Source organism: Mangrovimonas sp. DI 80, from assembly GCF_001975575.1.
GTDB classification, from domain to species: domain Bacteria; phylum Bacteroidota; class Bacteroidia; order Flavobacteriales; family Flavobacteriaceae; genus Mangrovimonas_A; species Mangrovimonas_A xylaniphaga.
Genome location: NZ_MSDT01000002.1, coordinates 865,312 through 880,988, shown reverse-complemented (window position 1 = coordinate 880,988; position 15,677 = coordinate 865,312). Strand labels below are relative to the sequence as shown.

Below are 15,677 nucleotides of genomic sequence, written 5' to 3'. Positions count from 1 at the left end.
CACAATGAGTAAACACTTAAAATTCCTTGGCGCTTTGCTGCTAATTTTAATGGCAAGTTCCAAGGTGCTTTCCCAAACATCAAGAATAAGCGGGAAGGTAGCTGATGAGTTTGGTCCGCTTCCCGGAGTAAACATTTTAGTAAAAGGAACCAGCAACGGAACCACCACAGATTTTGAAGGCACCTTTAGCTTGGTAAACGTTGCAGAGGGCGCACACACTATTGTTTTTTCCTATCTAGGGTATGAAACTAAGGAAGTGGCTATTACTACGACAGCCAATGAGCGTTCAGACATGGGGACTATCATGTTAATGCCTAGTACCGAAGAATTGGGAGAGGTGGTACTTAAAGGAGGTTATATGCCTTCGCAACAAAAAGCTTTGAACATCAAGAAAAACTCTGCCGCCATTATGGAGGTATTGGCCAATGACGTGATTGGAAAACTTCCGGACCGTAATGCTGCCGAGGCTGTACAACGTATGACAGGGGTATCTATTGAAAGAGACCACGGTGAAGGACGTTATGTTATTGTAAGAGGAACGCCTATTGCTTGGAACTCGACCTTGTTGAACGGAGACAGAATGCCTTCTACAGAAGGAACTTCAGACAACACTAGTGGAACCCGAGCGGCTCCTTTGGATATCTTCCCTTCGGAAATGATAGAATTTGTGCAGCTGTCTAAAGCGATTACTCCCGACATGGAAGGAGACGCCATTGGAGGATCTGTGAACTTTATCACCAAAACAGCACCTTCTAAAAGAACCTTGAACGTCAACTTAGGTTATGGGTACAACGACCAAGCCCAAAAACCTATCCAAAACGGATCGATCCTTTATGGAGACCGTGTAGCGGATGGAAAAATAGGCTTCATGCTTTCTGGAACCTACTGGAACAGAAACTGGGGTACCGATAACTACGAAGTAGTGTACAACAGCGATAATTTCGCTTTGAGCAACCTACAGCTAAGAGATTATTTGGGAGAACGTACCACTTATGGCTTCAACGCCGGATTTGAGTACACGCCCAATGTGAATACCAAAATCTACTTACGAGGCCTCAAAACTAAATTTAAGGACCGTGAAAGTGCTGTAGAACATATTTTCAATTTTGATGAAAGCACCATCGACCTGAGGGTTCGTGAAGGAATTATTGGTATTGATCTTTATGGAACCGAAATTGGAGGTAACCACCACCTAAGAAATGAAAAGTGGAAAATAGATTGGAGACTTTCTACCTATGGCGCAGAAATGGGCAACGAAAAGCTTCCTGGCTCATCGGCAGCGGGATCTGCAGCTTACTATATGGCCACTTTCTCAACGCCTGTAAGCTATAGCAACCTTACCGGTGATGGCTTCAAGTTTTTAGATATCGATTCACCTTCAGGATACGATGGAGATCCATATGACAATATCCAACCTTACTTGAGCAGCCCTGTAACCGCCGACCAAATGACCTTGGCCAACCAGATTGCTTTCAAATCGCACAGTAAAGAAATGGATTATACAGCGCAAGCAGATGTAACTTTTAAGCCTACCGACAAACTGACTTTAAAGGCCGGTGGAAAATTCAAGCGCATGAACTTTGAAAGAGGCGCTCCTTACAATTATTACCTGTATTTGGGAGATGCCTATGGTGCTCCAATTGCCATGACCAATTTTGACACAAGGCCTTTCCCAGAAAGAGGTGGGTATTTAACCGAAATAGGAAGTCCATATGACAACGTATTGTTGCCATCCTTAAGTTTGAACCAATTGGACGATTTGTTCTCTGCCGAGCAATTGGAAAACCCGTTGTACTACAACATCGAATTTGATGAAAACAACCCGTCATCGGCTGGATCCTTCTACTCAGGACATGAGCAAGTAGCGGCAGGATACTTAATGGGCGATTACAAATTGACTGATAAGTTAAGTCTTATTGGAGGGTTCCGCTATGAGCATACCAATTTGGAATATGACGGTTATATGGTAACCGCAGTATCTGAAGATGAGACTACCATCAACAAAATTTCCAACGACAATGATTTTGGTTCCTTCCTGCCAATGGTACACTTAAAATATTCACCAAAGGACAATATCAACCTTAGATTGGCCTATACAAGAACCATGGCAAGGGCCAATTTCTCTGAATTGAATCCAACAGAAACCATTAGTTTGTTGAGTACTCCTGCAACTATTTCCAGAGGAAACATCAACCTAAAGCCTACCTATTCCAACAACGTAGACCTTATGGGAGAATACTACTTTAAAAACGTAGGTTTATTAAGTGCCGGTGCCTTCTATAAATCTTTGGAAAATGTAATCTATACAGGTAGAAGTTACCAAAACATAGACGGGACCCTTTACCAAGTCACCCAACCTCAAAACTCCGAAAGCGGATGGTTGGCAGGATTAGAATTTGGATTGTCCAAGCGTTTGGATTTCTTACCAGGCTTTTTGAGTGGTTTTGGAGTTGAGGCCAACTATACCTTTGCCGATTCGGAAATGAACGTCCCAGAATATCATACCGATGCCACCACTGGAGAGATTACAGAAACGACCACTACCGAAAAAATACCTAACCAGTCTAAGCACATCTTTAACAGTGCCCTATTCTACGAAAAAGGGATCTTTACAGTACGTGTGTCTGGAAACTACAAAGGAGAGTCTTTGGCATTGGTACAAGGCAACCCAGAAAACTACCGTTGGTATGACAAAAACTTCACCGTAGACTTTTCGGGATCTGTAAACATCAGTCCTAAGTTGCGTATGTATGTTGAGTTGAACAACTTGACCAACGAACCTTTGAGATACTACCAAGGCAACACCAACAGACCAGAACAAACAGAGTACTACTCCATCAGAGGTCTATTTGGTATCAACTACAAATTATTCTAATCACAGAACATCATGACCATTCATAAATTTTTATACACAGGAGCCCTAGCAACTTTGCTATGCTCCTGTGGCAACTACGAAAAAGCCGAACAACCCGCATACTCTTTAGATGAAACCATCCATGTAACACGTTTGGAAGACCATAATTACGAGTTGCAATTGAACAAAACAGGGAACTGGAACATCTATACAGGTAACTCTCCAGAAACCATCAATTGGAACAATGTCCAAGTACTTTCAGAGACCCAAAACATTTTGAACATCGCCAACCCACAGCCTGCAAAGCGTCTGTTTTTTGCGGCCGTAAGCGAGAGTGACACCCTATACCTATCGGAACGTGAAATTGTACTGGAACACAGTTTCAATTTTAGGGACATAGGAGGGATTCCTACCAAAGATGGCAAACACACCAAATTTGGAATGCTGTACCGCTCAGGTGAAATTTCAGAATTAAGCAAAGAAGATTTGGCCTATATGGAAGAAATTGGTCTAGCTACCATTTTGGATTTGCGTTCCAATTATGAAATTGAAGAACAGCCAGACATTTATCCAAACGGCGTCAATTGGTTGCACATGCCCATTGGCAATATGGACAACAAAGATCCAAAGGCCATGCTTAAGCAAATTACCGATGCCGATCCGGAAACCTTTGATGGCGACGCCATGATGGAACAGTTTTCGGTAGAGTTCGTGGAACACCCTGAGCCTTTCAAGAAACTATTCCAAAAGATTGTGGAAGACGGCGATTCCCCAATATTGTTTCACTGTAGTGCTGGAAAAGACCGCACCGGTTTCACTTCTGCCTTTATACTTTACACCTTGGGTGTTGACAAGGAAACCATTATGGACGAATATGTGCTTTCCAACTTTTACAGATACCCACACAACGAAAGCACCATCAAAAAGGCAGCGACATTCTATGGCATCGACGAGCGTATATTACGTCCGTTAATGGGGGTAAAACGTTCTTATTTGGAGCGCGGATTTAAAGAAATAGAAGCTAAATATGGCTCTGTAGACAACTTTTTGCAAACAGAAATAGGCGTTGATTCCTTAGTTCAAGCCAAACTGAGGCATCGATACTTAAGGTAGTTTTTTGCAATTAGTTTTTTTAAGGCGGATGTGGTATACATTCGCCTTTTTAATTATGACATACGTAATGGTTGCATCCTCAGATCATATCCTCCTTCCAAAAATTTTATCTATTTTGGCTACCATATAGCTAACAACATGTGTTGTTATACACAATCTCAAAACAACTTAACCGTCATTTAGAGATGAAAAGACATCGTTTTAAAATGCAAGAAAGACATATCACATTTCTTTTAATTGCTCTATTGACCACAACATTACAAGCACAGAATGTCATTTTGCAGACTGGTGATGTATTGTTTAGGGAGTCTGCCGAAAGCAGTTTATCCAAAGCTATAGATGCGGTTACCCAAACCGATAAAGCCACCCATTTCTCTCATATGGGATTGATTGAAATAGTGGGTGATAGCATTTTTGTATTGCACGCCGACACGGAAGGCGGTTCCTGCAAGATTGGTTTGCGAGAATTTATCTATCCTCCATCAGACAGTATTCCACAAGCGAGAACGGTTATCGCTTATCGCTTAAAACAAGACTATCAAAAAGCCATTCCTAACGCTATCAACAAAGCCAAAACCATGTTGGGCAAGCCCTATAACTTCAGCTATGTCATGAATGACAGTAGCTATTATTGTTCTGGATTTGTGTACAGAGCTTTTGCAAATGACAGCATTTTTAAATTGAGCCCCATGACGTTTAAGGATCCAGACTCGGGTAAATTCAATCCCTCTTGGATTGCGTTTTACAAAGAACTGGGCATGGATGTTCCCGAAGGCCAACTAGGCTGCAACCCTAACGGCATGGCGGCTTCTGAAAAGTTAATGGTGCTGGGGAGAGTGCGTTTGTAGACAATTTTAGAATCAAGACTGCTGAGCTACAAGATTTGAGACCAATTTAGCGCTCGTCACAGACGAGTGCTAGCAATATCAGCTAAAGGGTAATTACATTAATTATCTATTTTATCCAGCTCACCTTTGAATTCTATAAATTCTTCAATCTCTCCAAAAATAGAATCCTTTTTATATTCATAATAGCGATATGGAGTATGCACGCTGACCAAGGTGCTAATATCATTTGTATTTTTAAAAATGTCATAGTTCTCATCAATCCTCTGGAAAAATACTTTAGATTCATCAAACAACAATACTTGTGTATTATCAACCCACAAATAACCTTTAAGTTTTGATGAGTTTTTACTTGTATTAAAGTATACAGCCTCAGTTTCAAAATTGCTTGCTTTCAAATAAATATTTTGGTGATTCATATCCACAGAATCAACCCTTAGTACTATAACATTTAACAATGAACTTTGATCCATTTTGTTGATAACCTCACGAATTGGATTAAGTATTACAGGGTTGTTAATTATATGAGAAGCATCTCTGTTCTGATAAAAAGCCTTTTCATATGCATTTGAAGACTCCTGATACAAGAAGAAGAAAGAAATCATGATCCCAAAAAAATGCAACTTATTAAAAAAATAAATCATAATTTATCATGTATTATAACTGAATGCGGAATATATGTTTTCAAACTAATTTGGACTTCATGAATATAAATATAGTTTAGTAGACTTTTTAAATTTAATATTTTTTGCTCATTCAATAAATCCTCATTTATCCATTTTTAAGAATGCTGTAGTCATCCAAAAGTATCACTTGCACAGACGACTCTTGACTAAGATAGCCTTTTACATTGCAAAAACATTCCCGAGAAAACAAAAAAGCCCTCCAAAATTGGAAGGCTGTTTTCTTATTACTCAATACTCTCTACTTATATCTCACTTAAAACAAATCCGTCAACACATTCTCCGCCACCAAATGAGGCAAGGTCACCTTTAGGCTTGGTGTACGCTGCATTTCGCGTTCAATGGCAAATCTGGCTTCTTTGTTTCTGGCCCAACTACGTCTGGCAATACCGTTATTGACATCGTAGAACAACATGCTTTTGAGGCGTGCTTCGGCTTCTTTGGTGCCGTCCAACAGCATTCCAAAACCACCGTTGATCACTTCTCCCCAGCCAACACCACCACCATTGTGGATAGACACCCAGGTAGCGCCTCTAAAACTGTCTCCTATCACGTTTTGAATGGCCATATCAGCGGTGAACTTACTGCCGTCATAAATGTTGGAAGTTTCGCGATATGGAGAATCGGTACCACTCACATCGTGGTGATCGCGTCCTAATACTACAGGGCCAATTTTTCCTTCTGCAATGGCATTATTAAAGGCTTCGGCTATTTTGGCACGCCCTTCGGCATCGGCATATAGAATTCTGGCTTGTGAGCCCACCACCATTTTGTTCTGCTTTGCATTTTTAATCCAAGTGATGTTGTCCTGCATTTGCAATTGGATTTCCTCTGGAGATACTTCCATAATTTGCTGCAGCACTTCCATGGCAATTTGGTCCGTAGCATCCAAATCCTCAGGTTTTCCAGACGTACACACCCAACGGAAGGGTCCAAAACCATAGTCGAAACACATTGGGCCCAAAATATCCTGAACATAGGAAGGATATCTAAAATCGATTTGATTTTCGGCCATCACATCGGCGCCTGCACGAGAGGCTTCCAATAGAAAGGCATTTCCATAATCGAAGAAATACGTGCCTTTGGCTGTATGTTTGTTGATAGCCGCGGCATGACGACGCAAACTTTCCTGAACCTTTTCCTTAAACACTTCCGGCTCCTCACGAATCAAGCGATTGGATTCCTCATAACTCACATCTACAGGGTAGTAACCACCCGTCCACGGAATGTGCAAAGAGGTTTGATCTGACCCTACATGGATAAAGATATTTTCTTCATCAAAACGCTCCCAGACCTCCACAATGTTTCCAATGTAGGCAATGGAAACCACTTCGTTGGCCTCTTGCGCTTTTTTCACACGAGTAATCAAAGCCTCCATAGAGTCTATCAACTCATCTACCCAACCCTGTTGGTGACGTTTGGTGGCCGCTTTTGGATTCACTTCGGCACACACCGTGATACAACCGGCAATATTTCCTGCCTTAGGCTGCGCACCACTCATACCACCCAAACCGGCAGTTAAAAATATTTTTCCAGCGGAAGACTCTTCTTTCTTCAATATTTTTCTGAAAGCGTTCATCACGGTAATTGTGGTTCCGTGTACAATTCCCTGCGGACCGATATACATAAAAGATCCCGCAGTCATCTGACCATATTGGGTAACTCCCAAGGCATTGAACTTTTCCCAATCGTCCGGTTGCGAATAGTTTGGAATCATCATCCCGTTGGTTACCACCACTCGGGGCGCTGCTTTAGACGATGGGAACAATCCCATGGGGTGGCCAGAGTACATATGCAAAGTCTGCTCCTCTGTCATAGTGGCCAAATATTTCATGGTCAACAAGTACTGCGCCCAGTTTTGGAACACGGCACCGTTTCCTCCATAGGTAATCAATTCCTCAGGGTGCTGCGCTACGGCGGGATCCAAATTATTTTGAATCATCAACTGGATAGCTGCCGCCTGTGAACATTGTGCCGGATACTCCGAAATAGGTCGCGCATACAAATCGTAATCCGGTTTGAAGCGGTACATATAAATGCGTCCGTATTCTTTCAATTCCTCGGCAAATTCAGGCGCCAAGGTAGCATGCCAAGCTTCTGGGAAATACCTTAGTGCATTTCTAACGGCTAATTGCTTATCTTCTTTTGATAGTATATCCTTTCGTTTTGGAGCTCTATTAATGCCTTCTGGATAGGACTTTTTTGTCGGTAACTCCGTTGGGATTCCTTGTAATATCTGTTCTTGAAATGTCATATCGCTTTTTGTTTTACTGCACCCTAATGGCTTGTTCTTTTACAAATTGAATGATGGCATAAATATCGTCCTTCAACACACGGTCATCTTCCAACTTCGCCACTTTACTTCTGATCAACTTAAAGTTTTCTTCCACAATATCGGAAAAGGTATTTGGACGTCTAAATTCCAAAGCTTGGGCTGCATACATCAATTCGATGGCCAAAATCTTTTCAATATTCCCCAAAATTTGGTTGAACTTACGCCCAGAGATACTCCCCATAGACACGTGGTCTTCCTGTCCTAAAGACGTTGGCACACTGTCTGCGGAAGGAGGGAAACACAATGATTTGTTTTCCGTTACCAAAGCCGCTGTGGTGTATTGAGGAATCATAAATCCAGAATTCAAACCTCCGGATTCGGTTAACAAACGAGGTAATCCAAACTTCCCTTCCAACAATAAATAACATCTTCTATCGGCGATATTTCCTAATTCCGAAGCTGCTATCGAAGCATAATCCAAGGCCATTGCCAAGGGTTGCCCGTGGAAATTTCCACCTGAAATGGCTTCGGTTTCACTCAACACAATTGGATTATCGGTTACCGAGTTCATCTCAATTTCTGCCAATTCATTTAAATGATAGAAAGCATTTCTTGAAGCCCCGTGCACCTGCGGAATACAACGCATGGAATAAGGATCCTGCACGCGGGCACAATCCAAATGCGATTTGATATTTTGGGAATCCTTAAATAGTCGGCGCATGCGCTCGGCTACTTTTAGATTTCCTTGAAACGGTCTAATGGTATGCAGCGCTTCCTTAAATGGCGAAGCACTTCCTTGGTAGCCCTCAATACTCATGGCTCCGGCCACATCGGCCAAGTCCAAAAGATATGCCATTTTTTTAAGCCCTTTGATGGCATGCGCCAAAATGAACTGGGTTCCATTGATCAATCCCAAACCTTCTTTAGCCTGTAATTGGATAGGCTCCAAATTATGCGCTTTTAAGACCTCTGCGGCAGGTTTAATGACATCGCCCACCCAAAACTCACCTTCGCCCAACAACGGCAAAAATAAATGCGATAAAGGCGCCAAATCACCCGATGCTCCTACCGAACCTTGTTCAGGAACTACTGGCAACAAATTATTTTCAATACAGTACAACAATCGGTCGATCACTTCCATTCTCACCCCTGAAAATCCTTGACATAAGGCCTGCACCTTACAGATCATCATGATTTTGGATAATTCCTTATCAATCGGGTTTCCTACACCAACGGCATGGGTAATGACCAAGTTCTCCTGTAATTTACTGGTTTCTTCAGGGGTAATCTGTACATCGCACAAGGGTCCAAATCCTGTATTGATTCCGTACACGGCCTTATCGGAATTGGCCATAATTTCCACTTTCTGTCTGCAAGCATCTACTTTAGCCTTGGCCTCTTCCGTCACAATCCCTTTCAAAGTTCCTTCTGCAAGGGCCATTACGGTATCAACCGTAAGCTTATTTATACCATATTTAAACATCATTCTCTCTCGTTTTCTATTAGTTTTTACAAAGTTATCGCTATTTTTGATAGCAAATAATATCATTTACATCACTCATTGATGCCTGTAAGTAATCAAATAGAATTGCGTCACCTGCATTATTTTTTGGCTGTCGCCGAAGAATTGCACTTTAGAAAAGCGGCCGATAAGCTATTTATCTCCCAACCAGGCTTAAGCAGGCAAATCAAACAGTTGGAAGAATTGTTGGGCATCACGCTTTTTGAGCGTCATAACCGAGATGTAAAACTTACCAAGGCTGGCGCCTATCTTCATGCTGAAATCAGTAGAAATTTATCCCGACTAGATGGCATTTTTGAACATGCCAAACTCTTGCAGGACGGCAAGCAAGGCCGCCTGAATTTTGGTTATGTAGGCTCGGCGATGCAGGAGCTTATTCCCAGATTGCTTTTGGCTTTTGAAGAAGAACACCCCAATGTGATCTTTAGCCTTAAGGAAATGGACAACCAAAGTCAAATAGACAGTCTTATTGCCCATGATATTGACATTGGCTTTGTAAGATTGGAACGCGTACCTAGAGGACTTTCTATTAAACAGATTTTAAAGGAACCCTTTTGTTTGGTACTTCCGAAGGATCACCCATTGGACAACAGCAATTTTAAAAGCCTGACCCAATTGAAGAATGAATCCTTTATTCTTTTCGATCCCAAGTATAGCACATCCTATTACGAAAAGGTGATGCAAATTTTTGACGACAGTGGTTTTAGTCCCATCGTGTCCCATAATACCATCCACGCCGATTCCATTTATTCGCTTATCAAGAATCGATTTGGGGTTTCCATTGTTCCTAAATCCCTTCAAGTGGGCCATGACCCAGGCGTGAAGTTTATTGAACTTTCAAAGATTCCACAACGCACTGTTTTGTCCATGATTTGGGACCCTAGTAATATGAACCCTAGTTTGGAACACTTTATCCAACTTATCAAATAAAAAAGCACCTATACTTTAGTATAAGTGCTTTTCTTATTATTCCCTTAATAAATAATAATTTATCTTTTAATTGAGAAGTGCGCTTGGAATTGCTTTGGCACTCCCAATTCCTCATAGGTCAACACAAACCAATAATCTGTGGACGGCAACGGTTTTCCATTAAATGTTCCATCCCATGCGGCTCCAGAAGGCTTAATTTGAGCCAACACCTTTCCATAGCGGTCATAAATTAGAATTTCGGCCTCAGGATGGTCATCTAATGCAAAAATATTCCAAACATCATTGTTCCCATCATTGTTAGGCGTAAACATCTTAGGATAATCAATAATTCTAATATTCTCAATTACCAATGGGTCACAAGAGGTTTCTGTTTTCATATCGTATACGTAAACCGTATGCAAACCACCACTTACATTGGTAAATACCCCACCATTATCCACAATAGGCCCATCATCCAACTGGAACCAATAGTCTCCATACCCTTCTACTTTCACTATAATACTTGGACTGGACGAGAATGCTCCTGATTGGCTCACATTCACCAATACTGCTTGACTGGATTGGAATACTTCAAATTCTTGACTGAGTTCCGAAGTACAATTGGTTTCTGATTCAATTTCCTCTATAGATAAAGTATATTGCCCAGGTGACGCCGTATCTACTGTATAAGTTGCCTGAGTAGCCCCTACAATTACAGTTCCATTCAAATACCATGTATAAGCATAATTAGGGTCTTGTAAATCACTTTCCAAGGTCACAGAATTCAATACCTCTCCTGTTTCATAATCCACACAAATCGTATTATTTCCGTCTTGAGAATAAATTTCAGGATTCAATAAAGGTGCTACGGTATATTCAAAAGAAGTAGTATCATAACACTCGTCAGGAATGTTATTGTTCTCAACTCTTATATAAATAGTTTCTCCATAAGCTACGGTATTTATGTAAGCGGCAGGATCTTCAATAGGGTTATCTCCATTTTCAGCATCCTCGGCAGAAAGGTAATAACTCACAGAAAAATCAGTAGGATTTTGACCATTAAGAACTTCTGCATTTAAACTTGTTAAATCAAAGGTCGAATACCCATCATTTTCTCCATCGTAATCACAAACAATCATCGGCTCTGGCATGTTGGCAACAGCTGCGGCCTCCACATTCAATTGATATGGAAAAATTTCAGAACATCCAGTTTCATTAGCAACAATTTCCACATAAATAGTTTGATTGAACTCTGTAGTGTTCGTATATGGGTTTACCGTAATTTGATTGTTCCCAGTTGCATCTTCATAGAAAGTTACTGTAAAATTCGATGAATTTTGACCAGTTCCCAATATAGTATCAATTTCAGCCACTAAATCAAAATCATAGTATCCGCTTACATCAGGACTACAAACCGTCATGCTACCTTCTGCAATGGTTGGTATTGGTTGTACTTCCAAATCAAAACTGAATACAGCATAACACTCTGTTGTTCCTGCATTAGCACTAGTTACCCTCACATATACAGTAGACGAACCAGACACAAAGTTACTAACGTTAGGAATAGCATTATCTCCAGACTCGGCATCAGCTAGACTAGTATGATAGGAGAAGGTTAAGTTGGCAATCCCATTTGCAATGGTAGTTTCATATTGTGTTAAATCGAAAGGCTCTTGACTGTCATTAGGAGTTTGTTCATCACATAGTACTATAGGCGACAAAACCGTTGTACTAGGATCTGGTAATACGGTTATTTCCAAAACTAAGGCGGCCGTATTTACACATGCCGAACCTGCCGTAGACACTCTTATTCCCACTACTGTTTGGGGATTAGGCGTTGCTGTAAAGGCATTTGGGTTAGGAATTACTCCCGTATTGTCCAAAGCGTCTTGCTCTGTAAAATGATAAGTCACGACATAATCAGATGGATTATCGGCATTGGCCAAAATTTCAGATTCATAATCCAACAAGTTAAACGTATATTCCCCATCTCCATCGGTATCACATTCGGAGACTAGATACTCATCTTCCAATTCTAGTATGGTCATTACCTCAATAGCGACCACATTATCGAGGTCCAACGAACAAAATGGAGAGATTGCACTGGTTACAGATTCTAGAGTAACTTCTGTTGTAGTCATTAAATCTGGAAATTGCAAATTGAAATTCCCAGTAGCATCAAGGGTTATGGTTTCAGAAGCTCCACTTCCTATATGATATACTATGGTTGCATTGGCTTCCCCAGTAAAAGTCATTTCCCCCATTTCTCCCTCACATATTGGAGAATTAGTATTAACTGTAGGGATTGTATTTGGATTTACCTTGATTTCGATTGTTTCGGCAATAGATCTAGTACAGCCATTACTTTCTGCAAATGTAACGTACTTCATATCTATAGTTGTATCCTCAGTAAATGTCATATTCAAAGTTGCAGAACCGGTTTCGTCCAACAAAATTTCCTCATAAGGAGGTTTCGCCCCATTTATACTATAGGCTACAATGGCATTTGGAGATCCCGTAAAATTAAATATGGACTCCTCTCCATAACAGATTTCTAAACTATTCACTTCTACACTAGCCTCAGGGCGTGGTAATATCAACAAATTGAATTCTGTTACATCATAACAGCCTGATGCATTGGTCACCTTAGCATATATTTGTGTGGTAGCCGCTGTAGAAAAGTATAATTGGTCTGAAGGAACTTCATTAATGCTATCAGTAGCATCAGACAAACTGTGATAAAATGTAACAGTATTATTTGGATCAGAATTGATATCACTTACTACTTGTCCTAAATCAAAAAAAGCGGTTCCATTATTAGAACAGTTAACTTGATCTTCAATATCATTAGCTACTGGCGATTCTGGAAATGCTCCAGTACCCCTTGTAGCAGTACCTGTCCACTCTATTGAAAACCCACCCCCATCATAAGGACGGTCTATGATCAAATAATAACTTTCACCAGGTTGAACCCCTATCTCACGTACCCAACCATTTCCAGAGCTCGGTGGGGAATGTGTTGCTAAAGAAGTAGAATTCATTCCTGTTAGGTTAGACGTCAAGTTCAACTCACCGGGATTGGTCATAGAACAACGTAGGGGATCAATATTTGCCTGACCTTGTGCGTCTTTACTTTTTATCTCCTCACAGCTTACATTTGGCCCAAAAAGCCAAAAATCAAAATCCTCATCAATAGAGGGATTATCTGGAGTCAATATAAACCCCAAGTTTCCGTCTTGTACAATATCAAACTTTAACCATACAGAATTGTGCTCAAGGTTTCCACAACCATACAAATCCCATTCAGCTCCATAGCCATCAGCATTGGAATTGAAAGTTCCATTCCCGCAAATTGTTATGGCGTTTACACAATCACTAGGCAATCCATCAACATTTGTTTGTGCACTAAGCCTGAACAGGAACATTATAAAAAGGCCAAACATTAAAAATTTCCTCATATTAACTTTCTTCATTACATAATTTAAAACTCCAATAGTCAACCTGCAATCTCAAAATTGCAAATTGACTATTAGCTGTTTACAGTTATTTTTAAGTTTTTGGCTGGTCGGCAAATGTATATAAAAAAATGAAATTACTTTTTAACGATCAGGAATTCTGAGCGTCTATTTTGTGCATCCTCTTCTTTTGTACACTTAGACTTACAGTCTATTTTTGGTTCTGAACTTCCCATTCCCTTAGCCGAAAGTCGATCCTTAGCAATGCCTTTAGAAATTAGATATTGCACCGTTGCTTGCGCACGTCTTTCAGATAGTTTTTGGTTGTACTCGTGATTCCCTTTGGTATCGGTATGTGAACGCACCAAGATTTCCATTTCTGGATATTCCTTCATAACGGCCACTAATCGATCCAATTCAAAGGCGCCTTGTTGAGTAATGTTGCTCTTGTCGAATTCAAAATAAATATTGTTCAACTTCACCTCTGTTTCTGTAATCAATTCATGCTCTGGCTCCAAAACTACGGTTACGTTGGTAGTCCCTCCTTTGCTTGGTGAGACTTGAGCACTCGCTGTTTTGTAGCCTTGTCTTGACACATTAAAATAGTAAGCCGTTTCACATTCTACTTTAAAAGCAGCTGTACCACTAGCATCGTTATCTTTTGTCGCAATAACGTTATTTTGGCTGTCCAAAATTGATACTGAAGCATTTGTCAATACTGAGCCAGAAATAGCGTCCTTCACCAAGGCCACAGCCTCAGCAATACAAACAGGAATAGCCTTATAAATATTGTCTACACCTGTTCTATTTGAAGAAAAATAGCCAACATTATACTTAGTATTTACACTAAAAGAGAAATCATCGCTTTTAGTATTTACAGGCTTTCCCAAGTTAATGGCATCTTCATTTTTGCTCAAGTCTACCTTAAAAATGTCGAAACCTCCCAAACCTTGTTTTCCTGTAGATGCAAAGTATAAAATATGGTCTTCACTGATGAAAGGGAACCCTTCTTTACCAGCAGTGTTAACATTAGCTCCCAAGTTTTCAGGAGTACCATAAACACCTCCATTTACACTTACTTTCCAAATATCGGTATCTCCAAAACCACCTGGCATGTTAGAAGCGAAGTATAACGTTTGTCCATCAGCGCTTAAACTAGGGTGACTTACAGAATACTCTGTACTGTTGAATGGCAAGGCTTGAATGTTTCCCCACTTACCATCTTGCTTAGTAGCACTGTACAAACCTTGTTGCCCAACTTTTACGTTGTTCTTCTTTACTTTTTTATAGTTTCCAGTACTCAAACCATCACGAGCAAAAATCATGGTATTCCCATCGGCACTTAAGGTAATTGGCCCATCGTGGAACGGTGTATTTAAGCTTTTCAATTCTTCTGGTTCAGATAAGGTCCCGTCCTCATTTCTAACCGACTGGTAAATGTCCAAATATGGTCTATCTGTCCAATTATCCTTTTTGTTACTCCCTCTAGAACTCACAAAATACAAGGTATTGTCATTAGATAGCACACTACCAAAATCACTCTGCTCTTGGTTGTTAATATCCACATTTTCCACATCAAACAACTTTGATTGGTCAGCCAAACGTGGTACATAGTTTGGATTTTTCATGTGGGTAATAGCGCGTTGATCTTCTGGCATCAGTTTGGCAAATACATCCATTTGTTTATTAGCCTCTTCATATTTCCCTTGAGATTTTAGAGTCTGAGCATAACGGTAATAGGTTTCGGCGTCCTGTGTTGTTTGCGTTGCCATAGCATACCATTTAGCAGCTTCCTCGGTATTGAAGACATTGTAGTAACAATCCCCCAACTGCTTGTACACATAGGTATCGGCACTTCTATTATCAACCAACTTTAAATAGGCATCGATAGCATCCATATACTGGTAGCTCTCAAACAATTGGTCGGCCTTTTCGGTTTGGGCGTTTTGTCCGTAGCTTGCTGCAACACACATCAGCAAACATAAAAGACTGTATATTTTTTTCATTTTTTAATGGCTTTT

General features: G+C 40.5%; 9 protein-coding genes. 4 read left to right on the top strand and 5 right to left on the bottom strand.

Annotation, left to right across the window (positions count from 1 at the left end; all coding sequences use genetic code 11):
- Positions 1-4 precede the first annotated feature (4 nt).
- From BKM32_RS04475 to BKM32_RS04465, 3 genes are all read left to right on the top strand, one after another.
- The gene (locus BKM32_RS04475; protein ID WP_076662708.1) at positions 5-2,875 is read left to right on the top strand and encodes a TonB-dependent receptor; all 2,871 of its coding nucleotides are present in this window, start codon (positions 5-7) and stop codon (positions 2,873-2,875) included.
- 12 nt (positions 2,876-2,887) lie between these two features.
- Positions 2,888-3,967, top strand: coding sequence for a tyrosine-protein phosphatase (locus BKM32_RS04470; protein ID WP_076662707.1), 1,080 nt, complete (start codon positions 2,888-2,890; stop codon positions 3,965-3,967).
- Between the two features lie 185 nt (positions 3,968-4,152).
- Positions 4,153-4,815, top strand: a complete 663-nt coding sequence (locus BKM32_RS04465) for a YiiX/YebB-like N1pC/P60 family cysteine hydrolase (RefSeq protein WP_253187405.1) — start codon at positions 4,153-4,155, stop codon at positions 4,813-4,815.
- A 98-nt stretch (positions 4,816-4,913) separates the two neighbouring features.
- Here BKM32_RS04465 and BKM32_RS04460 read toward each other — a convergent pair whose 3' ends face one another.
- The 3 genes from BKM32_RS04460 to hutH all read right to left on the bottom strand — a co-directional run bounded on the left by BKM32_RS04460 (position 4,914) and on the right by hutH (position 9,253).
- A complete protein-coding gene (locus BKM32_RS04460) occupies positions 4,914-5,456 on the bottom strand; it encodes a hypothetical protein (protein WP_123812058.1) in 543 nt (180 codons plus the stop codon).
- Positions 5,457-5,751: 295 nt separating this feature from the next.
- The gene (locus BKM32_RS04455) at positions 5,752-7,749 is read right to left on the bottom strand and encodes a urocanate hydratase (protein ID WP_076662705.1); all 1,998 of its coding nucleotides are present in this window, start codon (positions 7,747-7,749) and stop codon (positions 5,752-5,754) included.
- A gap of 13 nt (positions 7,750-7,762) precedes the next feature.
- Positions 7,763-9,253, bottom strand: coding sequence for a histidine ammonia-lyase (gene hutH, locus BKM32_RS04450; protein WP_216349595.1), 1,491 nt, complete (start codon positions 9,251-9,253; stop codon positions 7,763-7,765).
- A gap of 81 nt (positions 9,254-9,334) precedes the next feature.
- On the opposite strand from hutH, the gene BKM32_RS04445 reads away from it, so the two are divergent.
- Positions 9,335-10,222 (top strand): LysR substrate-binding domain-containing protein, encoded by an 888-nt coding sequence (locus tag BKM32_RS04445; RefSeq protein ID WP_076662704.1) that lies wholly within the window; start codon positions 9,335-9,337, stop codon positions 10,220-10,222.
- 59 nt (positions 10,223-10,281) lie between these two features.
- Here the strand turns inward: BKM32_RS04445 and BKM32_RS04440 are convergent, their stop codons facing one another.
- Together BKM32_RS04440 and BKM32_RS04435 are read right to left on the bottom strand one after the other, a co-directional pair.
- Positions 10,282-13,659, bottom strand: coding sequence for a T9SS type B sorting domain-containing protein (locus BKM32_RS04440; RefSeq protein WP_171971844.1), 3,378 nt, complete (start codon positions 13,657-13,659; stop codon positions 10,282-10,284).
- A 134-nt stretch (positions 13,660-13,793) separates the two neighbouring features.
- Positions 13,794-15,662 (bottom strand): OmpA family protein, encoded by a 1,869-nt coding sequence (locus BKM32_RS04435; protein ID WP_076662702.1) that lies wholly within the window; start codon positions 15,660-15,662, stop codon positions 13,794-13,796.
- Positions 15,663-15,677 lie beyond the last annotated feature (15 nt).

Excerpts from the sequence above, each read along its gene's own strand:
- BKM32_RS04475 (WP_076662708.1), top strand. The coding sequence starts at position 5 with ATGAGTAAACACTTAAAATTCCTTGGCGCTTTGCTGCTAATTTTAATG.
- BKM32_RS04470 (WP_076662707.1), top strand. The coding sequence starts at position 2,888 with ATGACCATTCATAAATTTTTATACACAGGAGCCCTAGCAACTTTGCTA.
- BKM32_RS04465 (WP_253187405.1), top strand. The coding sequence starts at position 4,153 with ATGAAAAGACATCGTTTTAAAATGCAAGAAAGACATATCACATTTCTT.
- BKM32_RS04460 (WP_123812058.1), bottom strand. The coding sequence starts at position 5,456 with ATGATTTATTTTTTTAATAAGTTGCATTTTTTTGGGATCATGATTTCT.
- BKM32_RS04455 (WP_076662705.1), bottom strand. The coding sequence starts at position 7,749 with ATGACATTTCAAGAACAGATATTACAAGGAATCCCAACGGAGTTACCG.
- hutH (WP_216349595.1), bottom strand. The coding sequence starts at position 9,253 with ATGTTTAAATATGGTATAAATAAGCTTACGGTTGATACCGTAATGGCC.
- BKM32_RS04445 (WP_076662704.1), top strand. The coding sequence starts at position 9,335 with ATGCCTGTAAGTAATCAAATAGAATTGCGTCACCTGCATTATTTTTTG.
- BKM32_RS04440 (WP_171971844.1), bottom strand. The coding sequence starts at position 13,659 with ATGAGGAAATTTTTAATGTTTGGCCTTTTTATAATGTTCCTGTTCAGG.
- BKM32_RS04435 (WP_076662702.1), bottom strand. The coding sequence starts at position 15,662 with ATGAAAAAAATATACAGTCTTTTATGTTTGCTGATGTGTGTTGCAGCA.